The organism is Microbacterium sp. MYb64 (assembly GCF_002979495.1).
Lineage (GTDB): Bacteria > Actinomycetota > Actinomycetes > Actinomycetales > Microbacteriaceae > Microbacterium > Microbacterium azadirachtae_A.
On sequence record NZ_PCOW01000002.1, the window covers coordinates 328,546 to 346,299 of the forward strand.

The 17,754-nt window shown below is 68.6% G+C and carries 19 protein-coding genes and 1 tRNA gene; 12 read left to right on the top strand and 8 right to left on the bottom strand.

Going from position 1 to position 17,754, the window contains the following annotated elements; all coding sequences use genetic code 11:
• Positions 1-26: 26 nt before the first annotated feature.
• The 7 genes from CQ044_RS03705 (at position 27) to gltX (ending at position 8,042) form a co-directional block, all read left to right on the top strand.
• Positions 27-1,088: a 3-isopropylmalate dehydrogenase gene (locus tag CQ044_RS03705; RefSeq protein ID WP_105686909.1), complete on the top strand. Its 1,062-nt coding sequence runs from the start codon at positions 27-29 to the stop codon at positions 1,086-1,088.
• A gap of 50 nt (positions 1,089-1,138) precedes the next feature.
• Complete coding sequence (locus CQ044_RS03710) at positions 1,139-2,251, top strand: branched-chain amino acid aminotransferase (protein ID WP_105686911.1); 1,113 nt, start codon at positions 1,139-1,141, stop codon at positions 2,249-2,251.
• Between the two features lie 76 nt (positions 2,252-2,327).
• Complete coding sequence (gene gnd / locus CQ044_RS03715; RefSeq protein WP_105686913.1) at positions 2,328-3,383, top strand: phosphogluconate dehydrogenase (NAD(+)-dependent, decarboxylating); 1,056 nt, start codon at positions 2,328-2,330, stop codon at positions 3,381-3,383.
• 201 nt (positions 3,384-3,584) lie between these two features.
• Positions 3,585-4,364 carry a fumarylacetoacetate hydrolase family protein gene (locus CQ044_RS03720; protein ID WP_045273715.1) on the top strand — a complete coding sequence of 260 codons (780 nt, stop codon included), beginning with the start codon at positions 3,585-3,587 and terminating at the stop codon, positions 4,362-4,364.
• Positions 4,361-5,641 (top strand): MFS transporter, encoded by a 1,281-nt coding sequence (locus CQ044_RS03725; RefSeq protein ID WP_181158172.1) that lies wholly within the window; start codon positions 4,361-4,363, stop codon positions 5,639-5,641. The genes CQ044_RS03720 and CQ044_RS03725 overlap by 4 nt, the downstream gene beginning before the upstream one ends.
• Positions 5,638-6,414: a bifunctional 2-polyprenyl-6-hydroxyphenol methylase/3-demethylubiquinol 3-O-methyltransferase UbiG gene (locus tag CQ044_RS03730; protein ID WP_105686915.1), complete on the top strand. Its 777-nt coding sequence runs from the start codon at positions 5,638-5,640 to the stop codon at positions 6,412-6,414. Before CQ044_RS03725 ends, CQ044_RS03730 begins: the two co-directional genes overlap by 4 nt.
• A gap of 122 nt (positions 6,415-6,536) precedes the next feature.
• Positions 6,537-8,042 (top strand): glutamate--tRNA ligase, encoded by a 1,506-nt coding sequence (gene gltX / locus CQ044_RS03735; protein WP_105686917.1) that lies wholly within the window; start codon positions 6,537-6,539, stop codon positions 8,040-8,042.
• A gap of 143 nt (positions 8,043-8,185) precedes the next feature.
• On the opposite strand, the gene CQ044_RS03740 is transcribed toward gltX, so the two are convergent.
• From CQ044_RS03740 to CQ044_RS03750, 3 genes are read right to left on the bottom strand one after another with little or no spacing between them, the layout of a single operon-like run.
• Entirely contained in the window at positions 8,186-8,599 is a 414-nt protein-coding gene (locus CQ044_RS03740) for a hypothetical protein (RefSeq protein WP_146116731.1), read from the bottom strand.
• Complete coding sequence (locus tag CQ044_RS03745) at positions 8,589-8,804, bottom strand: hypothetical protein (protein WP_105686921.1); 216 nt, start codon at positions 8,802-8,804, stop codon at positions 8,589-8,591. The genes CQ044_RS03740 and CQ044_RS03745 overlap by 11 nt, the downstream gene beginning before the upstream one ends.
• Before the next feature lie 47 nt (positions 8,805-8,851).
• The gene (locus tag CQ044_RS03750) at positions 8,852-9,298 is read right to left on the bottom strand and encodes a VOC family protein (protein ID WP_105686923.1); all 447 of its coding nucleotides are present in this window, start codon (positions 9,296-9,298) and stop codon (positions 8,852-8,854) included.
• Positions 9,299-9,423: 125 nt separating this feature from the next.
• Between CQ044_RS03750 and CQ044_RS03755 the strand changes: the two genes are divergently transcribed.
• Positions 9,424-10,008 (top strand): ABATE domain-containing protein, encoded by a 585-nt coding sequence (locus CQ044_RS03755; protein WP_105686925.1) that lies wholly within the window; start codon positions 9,424-9,426, stop codon positions 10,006-10,008.
• A gap of 97 nt (positions 10,009-10,105) precedes the next feature.
• Positions 10,106-10,180 (top strand) — tRNA-Gln (locus CQ044_RS03760).
• A gap of 130 nt (positions 10,181-10,310) precedes the next feature.
• Here the strand turns inward: CQ044_RS03760 and CQ044_RS03765 are convergent.
• From CQ044_RS03765 to CQ044_RS03780, 4 genes are all read right to left on the bottom strand, one after another.
• Positions 10,311-11,168 carry a transporter substrate-binding domain-containing protein gene (locus CQ044_RS03765; protein WP_105686927.1) on the bottom strand — a complete coding sequence of 286 codons (858 nt, stop codon included), beginning with the start codon at positions 11,166-11,168 and terminating at the stop codon, positions 10,311-10,313.
• Positions 11,169-11,347: 179 nt separating this feature from the next.
• The gene (locus CQ044_RS03770) at positions 11,348-12,199 is read right to left on the bottom strand and encodes an AraC family transcriptional regulator (protein WP_105686929.1); all 852 of its coding nucleotides are present in this window, start codon (positions 12,197-12,199) and stop codon (positions 11,348-11,350) included.
• Positions 12,196-12,999 carry an amino acid ABC transporter ATP-binding protein gene (locus CQ044_RS03775; RefSeq protein WP_105686932.1) on the bottom strand — a complete coding sequence of 268 codons (804 nt, stop codon included), beginning with the start codon at positions 12,997-12,999 and terminating at the stop codon, positions 12,196-12,198. Before CQ044_RS03775 ends, CQ044_RS03770 begins: the two co-directional genes overlap by 4 nt.
• A complete protein-coding gene (locus tag CQ044_RS03780) occupies positions 12,996-13,913 on the bottom strand; it encodes an amino acid ABC transporter permease (RefSeq protein WP_105687008.1) in 918 nt (305 codons plus the stop codon). The genes CQ044_RS03775 and CQ044_RS03780 overlap by 4 nt, the downstream gene beginning before the upstream one ends.
• A gap of 176 nt (positions 13,914-14,089) precedes the next feature.
• Here CQ044_RS03780 and CQ044_RS03785 point away from each other — a divergent pair, with 176 nt between their 5' ends.
• A complete protein-coding gene (locus CQ044_RS03785; protein ID WP_105686934.1) occupies positions 14,090-14,563 on the top strand; it encodes a hypothetical protein in 474 nt (157 codons plus the stop codon).
• A 94-nt stretch (positions 14,564-14,657) separates the two neighbouring features.
• Here the strand turns inward: CQ044_RS03785 and CQ044_RS03790 are convergent, their stop codons facing one another.
• A complete protein-coding gene (locus CQ044_RS03790) occupies positions 14,658-15,089 on the bottom strand; it encodes an Lrp/AsnC family transcriptional regulator (protein WP_105686936.1) in 432 nt (143 codons plus the stop codon).
• 221 nt (positions 15,090-15,310) lie between these two features.
• Here CQ044_RS03790 and ctlX point away from each other — a divergent pair, with 221 nt between their 5' ends.
• Positions 15,311-16,231 carry a citrulline utilization hydrolase CtlX gene (ctlX, locus tag CQ044_RS03795; RefSeq protein ID WP_105686938.1) on the top strand — a complete coding sequence of 307 codons (921 nt, stop codon included), beginning with the start codon at positions 15,311-15,313 and terminating at the stop codon, positions 16,229-16,231.
• A gap of 67 nt (positions 16,232-16,298) precedes the next feature.
• Positions 16,299-17,735: an amino acid permease gene (locus CQ044_RS03800; RefSeq protein ID WP_105686940.1), complete on the top strand. Its 1,437-nt coding sequence runs from the start codon at positions 16,299-16,301 to the stop codon at positions 17,733-17,735.
• The last annotated feature ends 19 nt before the right edge of the window (positions 17,736-17,754 follow it).

Below are 17,754 nucleotides of genomic sequence, written 5' to 3' on the forward strand. Positions count from 1 at the left end.
CCCGCATCGAATCGCAAGGAGCGCCCGTGTCGGAATCGTCGTCCCGTGTCGTGAAGCTGGCTGTCATCCCGGGTGACGGCATCGGTCCCGAGGTCGTCACCGAGGCGGAGAAGGTGCTCGACGCCGTCACCGCGTCGAGCCCCGTGACGTTCGAGAAGACCCGGTTCTCGCTCGGCGCCGCACGATTCCTGGAGACGGGCGAGACCCTGACCGACGAGGACCTCGACGCGATCCGCGCCCACGACGCGATCCTGCTGGGCGCCGTCGGCGGTCAGCCGGGGGATCCGCGCCTCAAGGACGCGAACATCGAGCGCGGCCTGTTGCTCAAGCTCCGCTTCGAGCTCGATCACTACGTGAACCTGCGCCCGTCCCGGCTCTACCCGGGCGCAGCCGGCCCTCTGGCCGACCCGGGGGAGATCGACTTCGTCGTCGTCCGCGAGGGCACCGAGGGGCCGTACGTCGGCAACGGCGGAGCGATCCGCAAGGGCACGCCGCACGAAGTCGCGAACGAGACCAGCGTGAACACCGCGTTCGGCGTCGAGCGCGTGGTGCGCTACGCGTTCGACCTGGCCGAGAAGCGCCGCAAGAAGCTCACCCTCGTGCACAAGACCAACGTGCTCGTGCACGCCGGTGCGATCTGGAAGCGCGTCGTCGACGAGGTGGCGCGGGAGCACCCCGACGTGGCCGTAGACTACCTGCACGTCGATGCGGCCACGATCTTCCTGGTCACCCACCCTTCGCGCTTCGACGTGATCGTCACCGACAACCTCTTCGGGGACATCCTCACGGATCTGGCCGGCGCCGTCACCGGTGGCATCGGCCTCGCCGCCTCGGGCAACATCAACCCCGATGGCGCGTTCCCGTCGATGTTCGAGCCGGTGCACGGCTCGGCACCCGACATCGCGGGTCAGCAGAAGGCCGACCCCACCGCAGCGATCCTCTCGGTCGCCCTGCTCCTGGATCACCTGGGGCTGAGCGACGAGGCCGCCCGCGTGCACCGCGCGGTCGAGGAGGACATCGCCGCGAGGGACGGCGCCCGCACCACCGAACAGACCGGCGCGGCGATCATCGCCCGACTCCAGGCGTAATCTGAAGTCAGCGCACGACGCCGCACCCTTCGACCTGTCAGGACGCACTCATGACCATCGAACTCCCCCTTCAGGCCCCGTCACCCGCCGGACTCATCTGGCGCGTCACCCGCAATGAGGACGCGCGCTCCGAGGCCGACCGCGAGGAGATCCTCGCCGCGCCCGGCTTCGGGCAGCACTTCACCGACCACATGGTCGACCTGTGCTGGTCGGACAAGGGCGGCTGGCACCGTCCTCGCGTCTCGCCCTATGGGCCGATCGAGCTCGACCCGGCGGCCGCCGTGCTGCACTACTCGCAGGAGATCTTCGAGGGCCTCAAGGCCTACCGTCACGCCGACGGATCCGTCTGGACCTTCCGACCCGACCGCAACGCCGCCCGGCTGCAGCGCTCCGCGCGGCGCCTGGCGCTGCCCGAGCTGCCGACCGAGCTGTTCATCGAGTCGCTCAAGCAGCTCGTCGCCGTCGACTCTTCGTGGGTGCCCAGCAACCCCGAGGAGAGCCTGTACCTCCGCCCGTTCATGTTCGCCAAGGAGGCGTTCCTCGGTGTGCGCGCGGCGAAGAAGGTGGCCTACTACCTCATCGCGAGCCCGGCCGGGGCGTACTTCCCCGGCGGTGTGCAGCCGGTGAACATCTGGCTGTCCCGCGACTACGCCCGCGCCGGCCACGGCGGAACGGGCGCGGCGAAGACGGGCGGCAACTACGCCTCGAGCCTGCTTCCGCAGGAGGAGGCGTACAAGAAGGGCTGCCAGCAGGTCCTGTTCCTCGACGGGGACTACATCGAGGAGCTCGGCGGCATGAACCTCGTGCTCGTCACCCGCGACAACAAGCTGATCACCCCGGCCAGCGACTCGATCCTCGAGGGCATCACGCTCGCCTCGATCCTGCAGCTCGCGAAGGACCGCGGGCTCGAGGTCGAGCAGCGCAAGCTCTCGATCCAGGAGTGGCGCGACGGCGCCGCGTCGGGCGAGATCGTGGGCGCGTTCGCGTGCGGCACCGCCGCGGTCGTCGTGCCGATCGGATCCCTCAAGGCCGACGACTTCGAGATCGTGCACTCGGGCCCGGCGTCGACGGAGCTCGCGATGTCGCTGCGCGACGAGCTCACCGACATCCAGTACGGCCGTCGCGAGGACACGCGCGGCTGGCTCGTCCGCCTGGACGGCTGACCCCCGACGACACCCGTCGCCTCTGACGCGGAGGCGGCGCACGAATCGCGATCTCTGACAGGAGAGGACCCCTGCTATGAAGCTGGCCATGGTCGGACTCGGACGGATGGGCGCGAACATCGTGCGCCGCCTGATGCGCGGAGGGCACGAGTGCGTCGTCTACGACGTCAACCCGGATGCCGTCGCCACACTCGTGGCTGAGGGGGCGATCGGCGCGACCGACTACGCCGACCTCGCCGCGAAGCTCGAGGGCCCGAGGGTCATCTGGCTCATGATCCCGGCCGGTCTCACCGGACGGGTCGTCGACGAGCTCAGCGAGGTGCTGCAGCCCGGCGACATCATCATCGACGGCGGCAACTCGAACTACCGCGACGACGTGCGTCGCGCCAAGGCGCTGCGCGAGAAGGGCCTGAACTACGTCGATGTCGGCACCAGCGGCGGCGTCTTCGGGCTCGAGCGCGGGTACTGCCTCATGGTGGGCGGCCCGGATGAGGCGTTCGCCACGATCACGCCGATCCTGCAGACGATCGCCCCGGGCGTCGGCGACGTCGAGCGCACCCCGGGCCGCACCGGCGAGCTCGCTCCCGAAGAGCTCGGCTTCCTGCACTGCGGGCCGTCGGGCGCCGGGCACTTCGTGAAGATGGTGCACAACGGCATCGAGTACGGCGTCATGGCCGCGCTCGCCGAGGGACTGAACCTCCTCGAGAACGCCGACGCGGGAATCCGCGAGGCGGAGCACTCGGCGGAGGTGGCGCCGCTCGAGGAGCCGGAGTACTACCAGTTCGACATCGACACCCCGAAGGTCGCCGAGCTGTGGCGCCGCGGATCCGTCATCTCGTCCTGGCTGCTCGACCTGACCGCGGCCGCGCTGCAGGGGAACCCCACGCTGCAGGGACTCGCGGGGCGCGTCTCCGATTCCGGTGAGGGCCGCTGGACGGTCAAGGCCGCCGTCGACGTCGGTGTTCCGGTGCCGGTGCTGGCCGCCTCCCTGTTCGAGCGCTTCGCGTCTCGCGACGAGGATCTGTTCGCCAACCAGGTGCTCTCCGCGATGCGCCTGCAGTTCGGCGGGCACAAGGAGCTCCCGGCGGGCGACGTCCTCGAGGCCGGCGGCAACAAGGCCGACCACGCCTGACCCTTCCGGATCCCGCAACAACCCGCAGTGGGACATGGTCCGCGTTTGACGGACCGTGTCCCACTTTGGGTGCCCGCGTGTCCCGTTTTCGGCGGGTTCGGGGGCGGTTTCACCGCCGAAAGTGGGACATGCAAGCGGGGGACCCACGGATCCGCTCGCCGTTGTCGCCCGTCGAGGGGCGGTGCTGGATAGGCTGAATCCGTGAAGATCGCTCGGTTCAGCCACAACGACGGCATCAAGTACGGGATCCTCGACGAGGGCGAGCTGGTCGTGCTGGCCGGCGACCCGATGTTCGCGGGGTATGAGACGACGGGGGAGCGGGTGCCGCTCGTGGACGCCGCGCTGCTCGCCCCCGTGATCCCGCGCTCGAAGGTGGTCTGCGTCGGCAAGAACTACCACGACCACGCGGCCGAGATGGGCGGCGAAGCGCCGGCCGAGCCGCTGCTGTTCCTCAAGCCGAACACCGCGGTGATCGGCCCCGGCGACACGATCGTCCGCCCTGTCTCGCTCTCCGACCGCACCGAGCACGAGGGCGAATTGGTCGTCGTGATCGGGCGCATCGCCAAGAACGTCGCCGCGGAGAACGCGCACCAGTACGTCTTCGGATACACGGTCGGCAACGACGTGACCGCCCGCGACCTGCAGCGCAAGGACGGCCAGTGGTCGCGCGCGAAGGGCTTCGACACGTTCTGCCCGCTCGGTCCCTGGATCGAGACCGATTTCGATCTCGACGCGGCGGAGCTGACCACCCGCGTGAACGGCGAGGTGCGCCAGCACGCCCCGCTCACCGACATGATCCACTCGGTCGCCGACATCATCGCGTACGCCTCGGCCGTCTTCACCCTGCTCCCGGGCGACGTGATCATGACCGGCACCCCGGCCGGCGTCGGCGCCTTCGCCGCGGGCGACGCCGTCGAGGTCGAGATCTCTGGAATCGGGACGCTGCGCAACGCCGTGCGCGACGCCCTGCCCGCCTCGTGACCGCGGCGATTCTGACCGAACTGGATCGCAGTAGGATCCAGCGCCGTACGGTCGGCATCCTCTCGCTCGGTCAGGTCCTTGGCGGGATCGCGTTCGGCGCGACCGTCTCGCTGGGAGCGCTGCTCGCGGCGGACATCTCCGGCAGCGACGCGCTCTCGGGCCTCGCCACGGCGTCGGTGACGCTCGGCGCCGCCCTCGCGGCGATCCCGCTCGCCCGCCTCGCCGGGCTCCGCGGGCGCCGCCTCGCGCTCACTGCGGGCAACCTGCTCGCCCTGGTCGGCATCGTCGTAGTGATCGGGGCGGCCGCGATCCGGGTGTTCCCGCTGCTGCTGGTCGGCATCATCATGATCGGCATGGGTAATGCCGGGAACCTGCAGTCCCGGTTCGCGGCGACCGACCTCGCTCAGCCGCAGCATCGAGGGCGGGATCTGTCGGTCGTCGTGTGGGCGACCACGATCGGCGGGGTCGCGGGGCCGCTGCTGCTGGGCCCCGGCGAACAGCTCGGCCGGGCGATCGGAATGCCGCCGCACACCGGCTCCTACCTGTTCTCGCTCGTGGCGCAGATCGCGGCGTTCGCGCTGTATCTGATCGCGCTCCGGCCGGATCCGCTCCTCACCTCGCGCACACTACCGGAGACGGGATCCTTCGCCGCAGGCATCGAGCGCGTCGACCGCCCGGTCGCCGCCCGCTACGCGATCTTCGCGATCGCGGGCTCGCACGTGACGATGGCCTCGGTCATGGCGATGACCCCGGTGCACCTGTCGCACATGGCCATGGCCGGCGGGACGATGGCCGGCGGGGCGATGGGCGGCATGGACGGCATGTCGATGGAGCTCGACGTGACGGTGCTCGTCGGCGTGACGATCGCGATGCACGTGGCCGGGATGTACGGACTGTCGCCGGTGTTCGGCATCCTCGCCGACCGCTGGGGCCGGCTGCGCACGGTGCTGCTCGGACAGGCGCTGCTCGTCGCGTCCCTGTGCTTCGCGATGATCGTGGGGGAGACCACCTGGGGCGTGATGGTCGCGCTCATCCTGCTGGGGCTCGGCTGGAGCGCTGCGACGGTCGCGGGCGCCGCGCTGCTCACCGAGGCGTCCGCGCCCGAGCTGCGCACGCGCCGCCAGGGCCGCAGCGACTCGCTGATGAGCCTGAGCGCAGCGGGCGGCGCGGTGCTGGCCGGCGTGATCCTGCAGTCGTTCTCCTACGCGGGCCTCGCCATCGCGGCCCTCATCGTGGTCGCCGCGATCGTCGTGCTCTCGCCCCTCGGGAAGCGATGAGTCCTCGCCCGAACTCCTGGAGCGGAGTCGGCGAGGCCTACGCCGCGTCCTACGCGGAGCTCTGCGCCGGCACGGGCGCGACTCTCCGCGAGCTCCTGGGGGCGGGTGCCGGCCGCACCCTGCTCGACGTCGGCGCGGGCACGGGAGACCTTGCCGCGACGTTCGCCGCGGACGGCTGGATCGTCGACGCGCGGGAGCCGGAGGAGAGCATGAGGGCGGTCGCGCGGAAGCGTCACCCCGAGGTCCGGATCACCGAAGGAGCGCTGCCCGAGCTGCCGGACGCGGACGGGGCGTTCGACGCCGTCGTGGCCAACTTCGTCCTGAATCACGTGCCGGACCCGCGTGCCGCGGCTGCGGAGCTGCGCCGCGTCACGAGGGACGCGGCCGCGGCGACGATCTGGATCCGGTCGCCGTCGTGGCTCTGGGCGGAGGTGTGCGAGCGCGCCAGGCTGCAGGCCGCGGCGGGCGGGCGACTCCCGGAGGACAAGGACTTCGAGCGCACGGCGGGCGGCTTCGCACGGATGCTGCAGGACGCCGGTTGGCGGGCTCCCGACGTGGTCGAGGAGCAGTGGATCTGGAACGCACCGGCGACAGCCCTGTGGGCGTCGGTCGAAGGCGGCGTGGCCGGTGCGGGCGCCTACTATCTCGGGCTCGACGCACCTGATCGTGTCCGCTTCCGGAGCGCGTTCGACGCCCTGATCGTCGAACGCGCGCCGGACGGCGTACTGGCTCTCGAGCACGTCGCCGCGGTCGCGGTGATGCGCCGGACCTGAGGCGACGACGGGCGGTCACGTTCTGACCGTCTGGCAGGCGCATGCCTCGAGTCGATTCGCATCGCCTCCGGCCCCGGATCCTGCTCGGGAGACGCGCCGTGCGCAACTAGAATCGAAGGGCTATGGCTACTCCCGATCCCCGCACCACGACCGCTACCGGATCCGACGTCCGCGTCCGGTTCTGCCCTTCGCCGACCGGCCTGCCGCACGTCGGCATGGTCCGCACCGCGCTGTACAACTGGGCTTACGCCCGGCACACCGGCGGCAAGCTCGTCTTCCGCATCGAGGACACCGACGCCGCGCGCGACAGCGAGGAGAGCTTCCGCCAGCTCGTCGACGCGCTGACCTGGCTCAAGATCGACTGGGACGAGGGCGTCGAGGTCGGCGGCCCGCATGAGCCGTACCGCCAGTCGCAGCGCGGTGACATCTACCAGGGCGTGATCGCCAAGCTCGTCGAGTCCGGCGCCGTGTACGAGAGCTACTCGACGGCGGAGGAGATCGACGCCCGCAACGAGGCGAACGGCCGCGCGAAGCAGCTCGGCTACGACAACTTCGACCGCGGCCTCACCGACGAGCAGCGCGCCGCGTTCCGCGCCGAGGGCCGGCAGCCGGCGCTGCGCCTGCGCGTGCCGGACGAGGATCTCACGTACGTCGACCTCATCCGCGGCGAGGTGACGTTCCCCGGCGGATCCTTCCCCGACTTCGTGGTCGTGCGCCCGAACGGCGCCCCGCTGTACACGCTCGTGAACCCGGTCGACGACGCGCTCATGGGCATCACGCACGTGCTGCGCGGCGAGGACCTCATGCCGTCCACCGCGCGTCAGCTCGCGCTCTACGGCGCGCTCATCGACGCCGGCGTGACGACCTTCGTCCCGCGCTTCGCGCACATGCCGCTCGTGCTGGGGGAGACCGGCAACAAGAAGCTCTCCAAGCGCGACCCGCAGGCCGACCTATTCCTGCACCGCGACCGCGGCTTCATCCACGAGGGGCTGCTGAACTACCTCGCCCTGCTCGGCTGGTCGATCGGTCCCGACCGCGATGTCTTCTCGCTCGAGGAGTTCACCGCCGCGTTCGACATCGTGAACGTGAACCCGAACCCGGCGCGCTTCGATCAGAAGAAGGCCGAGTCGATCAACGGCGACCACATCCGCATGCTCGAGGCGAAGGACTTCGCCGAGCGGATCCTGCCGTACCTCGCCGCCGCCGACGTGTTCGAGGGTGAGCCGACGCACGAGCAGATCGTGCTCGCGTTCCGCGCCGCGCCGCTCGTGCAGGAGCGCGTGCAGCTGCTCGGCGAGGTGCCGGGCCTGCTCGGCTTCCTCTTCTCCGACCACGTGTCGTACGACGAGGACGCGCTCAAGGGCCTCCCGGCGAACGCCGCCGACGTGCTGAACGCGTCCGCCGCCGCGCTCGAGCCGCTCGAGTCGTTCACGACCGAGGCGATCCAGGACGCCCTCGCGGCCGCCCTCGTCGACGGTCTGGGCCTGAAGCCCCGTGTCGCCTACGGCCCGCCGCGCGTCGCCCTGACCGGCCGCCGGGTGTCCCCGCCGCTGTTCGAGTCGATGGAGCTGCTCGGCAAGGACGAGACCCTGCGCCGCCTGCGCGCGCTGGCGGAGTTCCTCGGCTGACGCTGGTTTTCCGGGTGTGCCCGCCTCGATTTTGGGGCGCACCCACTCGTTTTGGGGCGCGCTATGCCCGGATTTCCCGGCATAGCGCGCCCCAAAACGTTGGATCCCGCCCCGAAACGGGACCGTGGTGGCCACGGACCTCGTCATTCGTCGAGGCCGAGGCCGTACTCCCACGCGTCATTGGGGGCCGAGATGACCGCGGGATCGGCCGCAGAGCCCGCGCTGGGGGAGGACATGCTCAAGCCGTCCACACCGAGTGCGATGCCGTAGGCGACCACGGTGGCCAGCGCCGACAGGCCGAACCATGCGAACGTCTGCCGCGCGGCGCTCCGCGGAGGGGTGGAGGGGCTCCGACGCGGCGCGGTCCTGCCTCCGCGGCGCTCCTGGAACCGCTCGAACAGCAGATCGACCTGGGATGCGGTGAGGGCGGAGAACGCCTCGACCTCGGCGACCGTGACCACGCTGCCGTGCGCAGGCCGGGGCGCTTGCTCATAGGCGGTCACGGCCGCCACGTCCTTGCGGCGGGGGTGCCGGCGGCCCAGGGCATCACGAAGCATCGTGCGCACCGCCGTCCGCGAGATCAGCGACCCGCACGAGACGGAGCCCGCGCTCGTCGAGCTGCGCGGTGATGTGCGCGGCGTACCACTCCGGCCAGTGCTCGTCGTAGACGCCGCCGAGGTCCTGCTCCTCGTGCACACCGTGCGCCTTGGCCGCTGCACGCAGCAGCTCGAGGATGACGGGTGTCGTATCTGTCGTGTCCATGTTCCTGGTTCCTGTCCGTTCCGGGGTTGTGTTCGTCGCGCGGCGGATCAGCGTCCCGGCAGACGGTCGACCACCTGCTGGATGATCCACTCGTTGCCGTCCGGATCCTCGAAGGACACGTAGGAGGAGTAGCTGTGGTGCGCCGTGCTGGGGCCGTCGACCCGGTTGGCGGTGCCGGCCCAGTGGAAGACGCCGTCGGCGTCGTGCCAGATCTCGCTCACGGCGGCACCGCCGTCGATGAGCTCGGCGCGAGCGGTCGCGAGGTCAGGCGTGACCAGGTGCAGGCCGCGCACCGAACCGGGCACGGCATCGGTCAGCTTCTCGCCGAAGATGATCGAGGCGGCTCCGGATCCTGGAGGCGTCACCTGCACGACACGCAGGCCGCGCTCGGTGGCGAAATCGGCGTCGAGTCGGAAACCGAGGCCGGTGTAGAAGTCCTTGCTGCGGTCGACGTCGGCGACGGGGAGGACGACGATCTCGAGATTGAGTTCCACGAGTGTTGCTGCCTTTCGAGAAGTAACTTGTTTGACTGGTTATGAACTTGCCACAAGGTGAATAACCTGTCAAGCAAGTTATTCAAACTCTTCCGCCGTGCCGAATCACCTGCCAGACTGGTTACATGATTCACGCCTTCCCCTGCGGGACCCCCGCGCTCGACTTCGTCGGCACCCTGCGCGCCCGCCGCAACGATCGGCCCGCCGAGAAGCTGGACAGCGACGCCGCCCTCGAGGCCTGGTTCATCGAGGCGGGGCTGGTCGACGCGGCGCCCGATTCGCGGGGGGCGGACCTCGAGGACGCCGTCGCGCTGCGGGAGGCGATCTACGACCTCGTGAGCGCTCGCCGTCGGGGGGAGGAGCTGCCTGCTTCCGCGAGGGAGCTTGTCAACGCTCGCGCCGCCGAGATGCCGATCGGCCTGAGCCTCGACGGCGCGACGGAGGCGAGGGTTCGTGTGAACCGCGTCGGCACCGTGCGTCAGGGGCTCGCGACGCTCGCGCGCGAGACGGTCGAGATCGTCGGATCCGCCGATGGTGCGCTGCTACGGGAGTGCGCGCGTCCGGAGTGCACCCAGGTGTATCTGGATCGGTCGCGAGGCGGGCGTCGGGAATGGTGTGCGATGAAGACGTGCGGAAATCGCGTGAAGGCGTCGAAGTTCCGTGCGCGGCATCGTGCCGAGCACGAGGGGGATGGGGGTGGGGATGACTGAGCGACGCGCCCGGGCGTGACGTCGGCCCGGTCGTTTTGCGCTTCCGGTGTCGGCTCGGGTAAGCTTGACTCTCGGTGCGAGGCTCAGGTTTCGCCCTTGGGGTATGGTGTAATTGGCAACACGGCGGTTTCTGGTACCGTTGTTCTTGGTTCGAGTCCAGGTACCCCAGCCAACAGAGAAGGCCCGGAAACACTGAGGAAATCAGTGCTCCGGGCCTCTGTCGTTCCCCGCGCGAGAAGTCGAAGAGAACGCGCCCCCGGAATCTCCGGAGACGCGTTCTCAGGCAGCAGGAAGGGTGCGGGCTACTTCTGCAGATTGATGCCGGGCTCAGCGGGCTTGACGCCGTAGGCCGCGAAGAGCTTCGTGGTCGTGCCGTTCTTGTACAGCGTGCTCATCGCTCCGTGCACGGCGTCGATCAGGCCCTTCTTCGAGGTGTTCATCATGCTGCCGACGTAGAAGCCTCCGTCGAAGGGGGTGCCGACGAGCGCGCGGTTCGAGCCCTGGGTGATCGCGAACTCGGCGGCGGGGACGCTCTGGATCCCGAGGTCTGTGCGGCCGGACTCGAGCGCCAGCTCCGCGTCCTGCTGCGTCGGATACTCGGTGATCGTCAGAGGCTTCTTCCCCTCCTTCGTGCACTGATCGGAAAGGGTGCCCGCGTAGGTCACGTCGGTCGTGCCGCGGATCGTCGCCACCGAGTGACCGCACGCGTCCAATTGAGTCGAGAACTCTCCTGCGCGGTCTTTGGTCGTGATGAGCGTCGCCTGCTCCTTCATGAAGTCGATGAAGGTGCCGGCGGCCTGCCGCTCTGTCGTGTCGTAGAGGCTTCCGCCGAAGATGTCGTAGCGTCCCGCCGCGATGCCGGTGATCCCGCCCTCCCAGGCAACGGGCACGTATTTGACCTTGACACCCAGCTCCTTGGCGACGGCGTCGAGGAGATCCTTGGTGATGCCGGAAGTGGGAACGTTGTCGGCGTCCGCGACGTAGTACGGCGCATCGGGGAGGACGAGCCCTACCGTGAGCTGGCCGGGCGTGATCAGCTCGGACAGTCCGGCGCCAGCGCTGGAGGGCTGCTCATCACCGGCAGCGGCTCCGCAGCCGGCGAGGGCGAGCGCGAGCGCCGCGGTCGACGCGGCAAGGGCAAGACGGGCACGGGTATTCATTCAGGACTCCTTCGTTCTGACGGTGCATCGAGTCCTGCCAGCGTAGGAATCGGGCGGCACCGCAGACGATGGCTCGACGCCGGGAGGGATGGCACATTTCGCGGAGCGACCGCGCGGGCGCAGGCCACGCGTGCTCAGGCCGCGAGTGCGCAGACCGCGAGTGCTCAGGCCGCGAGTGCTCAGGCCGCGTGCGTGTGATTGCGGTGCAGGTCCCGGAAGCGCGAGGGCGTCATGCCGGCCTCGCGGCGGAAGAATCGGGAGAAGTAGGAGGCGTCGTCGAAGCCGAGCTCACGAGCGATCTGGGCGCAGCTGAAGTCCGAGCGGGCGAGGAGGCGCTGCGCCTCGTGCATGACCGACTCTCGCAGGATCTCGCCCGGCGGCCTTCCTGTGGCGGCGGAGACGACCTCACTGAGATGGCCGGGAGTGACCGAGAGCTCCCTGGCGCAGTCGGCCACCGTGCGAAGTACGCCGCGGCTCTGTCTCGCGAGTCGTTCGAACTGCGCCGCAAGCCCGTCGCCCGCCCCGCCCGGCGAGACGAAGCGCCCGCACAGCACCAGCAGTGCTGTCAGCAGGCTGCGGATCGCGAGTTCATAGCCGGCCGCGCGCTGCCGCTGTTCGGTCTCGAGCTGCGTGATGAGCGCCTCGACGCGCATAGCGGAGGCCGGATCGGGGTGCCATTTGCCGGAAAGGGGCACCCATTCCCCGGGACCGCCCTTGCCCAGCAGCAGCTCGGTGCGGAACAGCACGAGCGCTCCGTCCACCTCGATCTCGCCGGGCACCCAGTAATGCATCTGACCAGCGGCCACGATGAAGAGGTCACCCGGTTCCGCCGCATGCTCCTGGAGATCGATGACGTGATGGCCGGATCCTTCGCGTAGCCAGGCGAGCTCGACGAAGTCGTGTCGATGCGGCACGTACGCCGTCGGGCCCGGGCCCTGCGTGCGCAGATCGCCCAACAGGAACAGCCCGCCCGCGGCCGCCATCGTGGCATCCAGCGAGTGCATCGGCGGGCGTCCCCGCGCTGCGGTCATGGTCGGGCCCCGGCCTCTTCCGCGCGGAGCGACAACGTGCCGGTGCTGCGCAGGAAGGACGCGGTACGCACAGAAGACGGGCTCGTGAGCACCTGTGCCGCGGGCCCCTTCTCGACGATCACGCCGCCCTCCATGAACACCACCGTATCGGCAACCTCACGCGCGAACGAGATCTCATGCGTCACCACCAGCATCGTCATGCCGGCATCGGCGAGCGACCGCATCACCTGGAGCACCTCGCCGACCAACTCGGGATCCAGCGCCGATGTCGGCTCGTCGAACAGCATCAGCGAGGGGCGCATCGCGAGGGCGCGGGCGATGGCGACCCGCTGCTGCTGGCCGCCGGAGAGCTGGGCGGGGTACTTGTCGGCGTGCTGGCCGAGCCCGACCCGTTCCAGGAGGGTGCGGGCGTGCTGCTCAGCGTCCCTGCGGCCCTCGCGCAACGCCGTGATCGGGCCGATCGTCACGTTCTCGAGGGCCGTGAGATGGGGGAACAGGTTGAACTGCTGGAAGACCATGCCCATGCGGCGCCGCACGCGGCTGGTCTGCCGATCGCCGGTCTTGACGAGGTGCTCGTCCTCCACGACGTATCCGACGAGCTCGTCCTCGACGAGCACGATGCCGGCGTCGAGAGGCTCGAGGTGATTGATGCAGCGCAGCAGGGTGGATTTCCCGCCGCCGGAGGGTCCGATGATGCAGACGACCTCGCCCTGGGCCACATCGAGATCGATGGATTCGAGGATCACGTTGCCGTGGAAAGCCTTTCGCAGTCCGCGCAGGGTGAGGGTGTTGACGGTCACAGTGCCGCCTCCTTCGCGACGACCACGCGTCGTCTGGATCGATCGACGGAACGTTCGAGGAAGTGCTGGCCGATGCTGGCCAGAGTCACCAGCAGCAGGTACCACAGCGACGCCACGACCAGGAGCGGGATCACCTGGTAGTTCTGGCCGTAGATCTGCTGGGCCTGGGTCATGAGGTCACCGCCGCCGATCACTGAGACGATCGATGTCGCCTTGAGGATGTCGATGAACTGATTGCCCAGCGGGGGCAGGATCACGCGGATGGCCTGGGGGATCACGATTCGGCGCTGGGCGCCGAGAGCCGTCATGCCGAGAGCCTTCGCGGCATCCGTCTGCCCCGGCGGAATCGCGAGGAACCCTCCGCGGACGACTTCTGCCATGTAGGCCGCCGTGTGCAGGACGAGTCCGATCAGCGCGGCCAGGAATGGAGTGACGATGGTGTTCGTCTCCCCGCCGATGACGATTCCCCAGGCGGGGATGCGGATGCCGATGAACGGCAGCAGTAGGGCCAGGTTGAACCAGAACACGAGTTGCACGAGCAGGGGAGTCCCGCGGAACACCCAGACGTAGCCCGTGACGATGATGGTGAGCACCGGATTGCCGGCCTGTCGCATGACGGCGAGGAGCACGCCGAGCAGAAGCCCGATCGCGAATGTCAGCACCGTGAAGACGACGGTGAGGAGCACACCGCTCAGGATGCGCGGGTTGACGAGGAACTGGCCGACGACCGCCCAGCGCAGAGCCGGCGCCGTCACGATCGTCCCGCCGATGCCGAGGCAGATCGCGCCGAGGACGAACGCGGGAACCCACCGGCTCAGGATGCGGGGCTTGCGGCGCAGCGGCAGGCGGATGAGCCGCTCCAGGTCGGTGCGGGGGCGCTGCGCGTCATCGGACAGCACGTTCAGTGAGGTCATGCCGATCATTGTCACGCGGCCGAGGACACCGCGGGGAAGCTTCCCCGCGGACGTGCCAGAACAGGCGAAGGAAGTCCCTGGCTCGACTCTCGAAGCCTTCCCTAGCGTCGAGGCAGCGGCCTCCGCAGCCGTCCCCAGAGAGGTGCGGGGGCCGCCCCATCTGAAAGGAATCAGTCGTGACCGCGAAGTACGAGCATCTGTTCGTCCGGCATATGCAGGACTCCACCGACGACCTCGTGAACGAGGGCGCCATCGGGACGGGCGAACCCCGCCCCTCCCACATCGGCGACGCGTTCGCCTTGATGCGGGCGGCAGACGTGCCCGGATCCAAGATCCACATGACCTATTCGTGGATCAACCCGACGGACGAGCCCAGCCACTGGGTCAACGAGCATGAGCACGACTACGACGAGGTGCTCATCTGGACCGGGTCGGATCCGGAGAACCCGCACGATCTGGGTGGCGAACTGCTGATCGATCTCGACGGGGAGACGTACTCGGTGACGACCTCGGGAGCGCTGTACATCCCGGCGGGTCTGCGTCACTGCCCCCTCGACTTCAAGAGGGTGTCGAGGCCGATCCGGTTCAGCGCGCTCTCGCTGTCGGGCGACGGGCACTACCACTCGGACGAGAACGTCCCGAAGGGCTGAGTGCCCTCGGACCCTGCGACCGGAGGGAGGGGCCAGGAAGCGCACCGGCTTCCTGGCCCTGTCTCTGCCCGACAGGTTCGGTCCTGCCTGCGTTTCAGCGCAGCACGGAGCTGAGAAGCAGGCTGGTCTCGCTGTTCACGATGCCGGCGATTCCTCGAATGCGGCCGAGGAGCTGATCGAACTCCGCAAGGCTGTCCACCGACAGCTCCGCGACGAGATCCCAGCCGCCGTTCGTCGTGTGCAGCGCCGTGATCTCGGGGAAACCGCGAAGTCTGCCGAGCACTGCGCTGGTCGCGCGCCCTTCGACCGCGATCAGGGATACCGCGCGGATCCTGTCGATGGCCGCCTCATCCCGCACGCGCACGCTGAAGCCGATGATGACCCCCTCGGCGACGAGCCGATCCAATCGGGACGTGACCGTCGCGCGAGCCGCGCCCAGGCGTCGCGCGAGGGTGGCGATCGGCATCCGGCCGTCCTCTCGGAGTGCCGCGATGAGCTGCCGATCGAGCTCGGTGAGGTTGTTCATGAGCAAACTGTATCCGCCGTGATGTCAATATGACGAGAACTAGGCAGATTGTCACTTCTTTTGCATATCGCGCATGAATACTGCCGGATTCTACGGTCGAGTCATGAAACAGAGCAAGTGGAAACGGACTGAGTTCCCCGAAGTTGTGCAGATGATCCGCGGGACCGCCGACCGGCAGGTGGAGACTTCTTCGCCGACTCTGAACGTGGCGGTCGCCTGAGATGTCGCAGGCGCCCTCATCCGTCCTCCTCGTCCGCCCGTCCGCCTTCTCACCCAATGCGCAGACCGCAGCGGACAACGCCTACCAGTCCACCTCCGACGCCACCGCGGAGGAGATCGCGCGCCGCGCCTTCGACGAAGTGGGCGCGCTCGCAGACGCCCTCAAAGCGGAAGGCGTGGCTGTGCATCTCTTCGACGATCAGGGCGTGGATCGCCCTGACAGCGTGTTCCCCAACAACTGGATCTCCATGCACGCGGGCGGACACGTCGCACTCTTCCCGATGTACGCGTCGAGTCGGCGCGGAGAACGCCGTGCCGACGTCGTCGAGATGCTGAAGGCGCGCTATCGGGTGCAGGACGTCATCGACTACTCCGGGCTCGAGCCCGACGGAGTGTTCCTCGAGGGCACGGGTGCGATGGTCCTCGATCACGAGGCTCGAATCGCCTACGTCGCCCGCTCCCATCGGGCCGATCCTGTTGCGCTCGAGCGCTTCTGCACGAACTTCGGGTACGAGCCGATGGTCTTCGATGCGGTCGACGAGAGCGGGGCTCCGGTGTACCACACGAACGTGATGATGGCTGTCGCAACCGATTTCGCGCTCATCGCGTTCGACATGATCACCGACGACAGACGTCGCGCCGAGGTCTCGGCACGGCTCTCGGCGCGCCGCGAGGTGATCGGGCTCTCTTCGGCGCAGATCGCGGAGTTCGCCGGCAATGTGATCGAGCTGCAAGGAGCGGCCGGCCGGGTCCTCGTCATGTCGGCCCGCGCCCGCGCAGCGCTTCGCGCGGACCAGGTCGCGGCGATCGAGCGCAGCGTCCGGATCGTCGCTGTGCCCGTGCCCACCATCGAGCTCGCGGGCGGGTCGGTGCGCTGCATGATCGCCGGCATCCACCTGGATCCTCGCCCCCTGGTCGCGTGAGCCCCGCCGCGGCCGCCGTGCGACCACCGTTTTGTGTTCTCACCGCCGATCGATACGAAGGAGTGTCATGTCCATCACTGAAAAGGCCGCGCCGCCCGAGGAGATGAAGCGCGGACTCAAGAACCGTCATCTCCAGCTCATCGCCATTGGCGGCGCGATCGGAACCGGCCTGTTCATGGGTTCCGGGCGTCTCGTCTCCGTCTCCGGTCCGTCGATCCTCTTCGTCTACGCGATCATCGGGTTCTTCGTCTTCTTCATCATGCGCGCCCTCGGAGAGCTGCTCCTCTCGAACCTGCACTACAAGACCTTCGGCGACATCGCGAAGGACATGCTCGGCCCTTGGGCCGGATTCTTCGTCTCCTGGAACTACTGGTTCAGCTGGGTCATCGCCTGCGTCGCGGACATCACCGCGATCGTCGGCTACACCAGGTTCTTCTGGCCGGATGTCGCGTTGTGGGTCCCCGCCGGTGCCGCGGCCCTGATCCTGCTGCTGCTCAACCTCCAGCCCGTGAAGTGGTTCGGCGAGATGGAGTTCTGGTTCGCGATCATCAAGATCGTCGCGATCCTCGCTCTCATCACGACAGGCATCGTGCTGCTGATCACCGGGTTCACCCACAACGGGGTGCAGGCATCGATCACGCACGTGTGGGACCTGGGCGGCATGTTCCCGATGGGCTTCAGCGGATTCGTGCTCGGATTCCAGATGGGCGTGTTCTCCTTCATCGGCGTCGAGCTGGTGGGGACCACGGCGGCCGAGACGGAGAACCCGCGCAGGACCCTGCCCAAGGCGATCAACTCGATCGTCGTGCGGATCCTGATCTTCTACGTCGGGTCTCTCACCGTGATCATGAGCATCACGCCGTGGTCGGAGCTCAAAGCCGGCGAGAGTCCGTTCGTGCAGACATTTCTGCTCGCCGGGTTCGTGCCTGCGGCTCTGGTGATGAACCTCGTCGTGCTGACGTCGGCGGCGTCAAGCGCAAACTCGGGCGTCTACTCCGGCACGCGCATGCTGTTCGGACTCTCGAAGGACGGGCACGCACCCAAGGGGCTCGCCCTGACTGATAGCCGTGGAGTTCCCACGCGTGCAGCCTTCACCACCGCCGTGCTGCTGTTCACGGCGATTCCGCTGCTCTATGCGGGCGATGGTGTCGTCGCCGCCTTCGACTTCGTCTCGACCATGTGCGCGTCCCTCGTGATCTTCACCTGGGGGTCCATCGTCGTCAGCTACATCGTCTACCGCCGTCGCCACCCGGAGCGCCATGCCGCATCGAAGTTCCGCCTGCCGTTCGCCGCGGTCACCCCGTGGGCGATCCTCGCGTTCTTCGTGTTCATCGTGGTCGCTCTGCTGTACAGCGAGGGCACCCGGTACGCGACGCTCGCGACGCCGGTGTGGTTCCTTCTGCTCGCGGTGTTCTGGCAGGTCCGCAAGCGACAGCTGATCAGGGCCGGCCGGCCCCTCACCGGGTCGATCCCGACCGTTCGGCACCCGCTCGACGAGGAGTGAGTTCTCCTGGAGGGCGGGT

What these genes read in the sequence shown, in the direction of transcription:
- CQ044_RS03710 (WP_105686911.1), top strand. Translation starts at nt 1,139, where the DNA reads ATGACCATCGAACTCCCCCTTCAGGCCCCGTCACCCGCCGGACTCATC.
- gnd (WP_105686913.1), top strand. Translation starts at nt 2,328, where the DNA reads ATGAAGCTGGCCATGGTCGGACTCGGACGGATGGGCGCGAACATCGTG.
- CQ044_RS03730 (WP_105686915.1), top strand. Translation starts at nt 5,638, where the DNA reads ATGAGTCCTCGCCCGAACTCCTGGAGCGGAGTCGGCGAGGCCTACGCC.
- gltX (WP_105686917.1), top strand. Translation starts at nt 6,537, where the DNA reads ATGGCTACTCCCGATCCCCGCACCACGACCGCTACCGGATCCGACGTC.
- CQ044_RS03740 (WP_146116731.1), bottom strand. Translation starts at nt 8,599, where the DNA reads ATGCTTCGTGATGCCCTGGGCCGCCGGCACCCCCGCCGCAAGGACGTG.
- CQ044_RS03745 (WP_105686921.1), bottom strand. Translation starts at nt 8,804, where the DNA reads ATGGACACGACAGATACGACACCCGTCATCCTCGAGCTGCTGCGTGCA.
- CQ044_RS03755 (WP_105686925.1), top strand. Translation starts at nt 9,424, where the DNA reads ATGATTCACGCCTTCCCCTGCGGGACCCCCGCGCTCGACTTCGTCGGC.
- CQ044_RS03765 (WP_105686927.1), bottom strand. Translation starts at nt 11,168, where the DNA reads ATGAATACCCGTGCCCGTCTTGCCCTTGCCGCGTCGACCGCGGCGCTC.
- CQ044_RS03770 (WP_105686929.1), bottom strand. Translation starts at nt 12,199, where the DNA reads ATGACCGCAGCGCGGGGACGCCCGCCGATGCACTCGCTGGATGCCACG.
- CQ044_RS03780 (WP_105687008.1), bottom strand. Translation starts at nt 13,913, where the DNA reads ATGACCTCACTGAACGTGCTGTCCGATGACGCGCAGCGCCCCCGCACC.
- CQ044_RS03790 (WP_105686936.1), bottom strand. Translation starts at nt 15,089, where the DNA reads ATGAACAACCTCACCGAGCTCGATCGGCAGCTCATCGCGGCACTCCGA.
- ctlX (WP_105686938.1), top strand. Translation starts at nt 15,311, where the DNA reads ATGTCGCAGGCGCCCTCATCCGTCCTCCTCGTCCGCCCGTCCGCCTTC.
- CQ044_RS03800 (WP_105686940.1), top strand. Translation starts at nt 16,299, where the DNA reads ATGTCCATCACTGAAAAGGCCGCGCCGCCCGAGGAGATGAAGCGCGGA.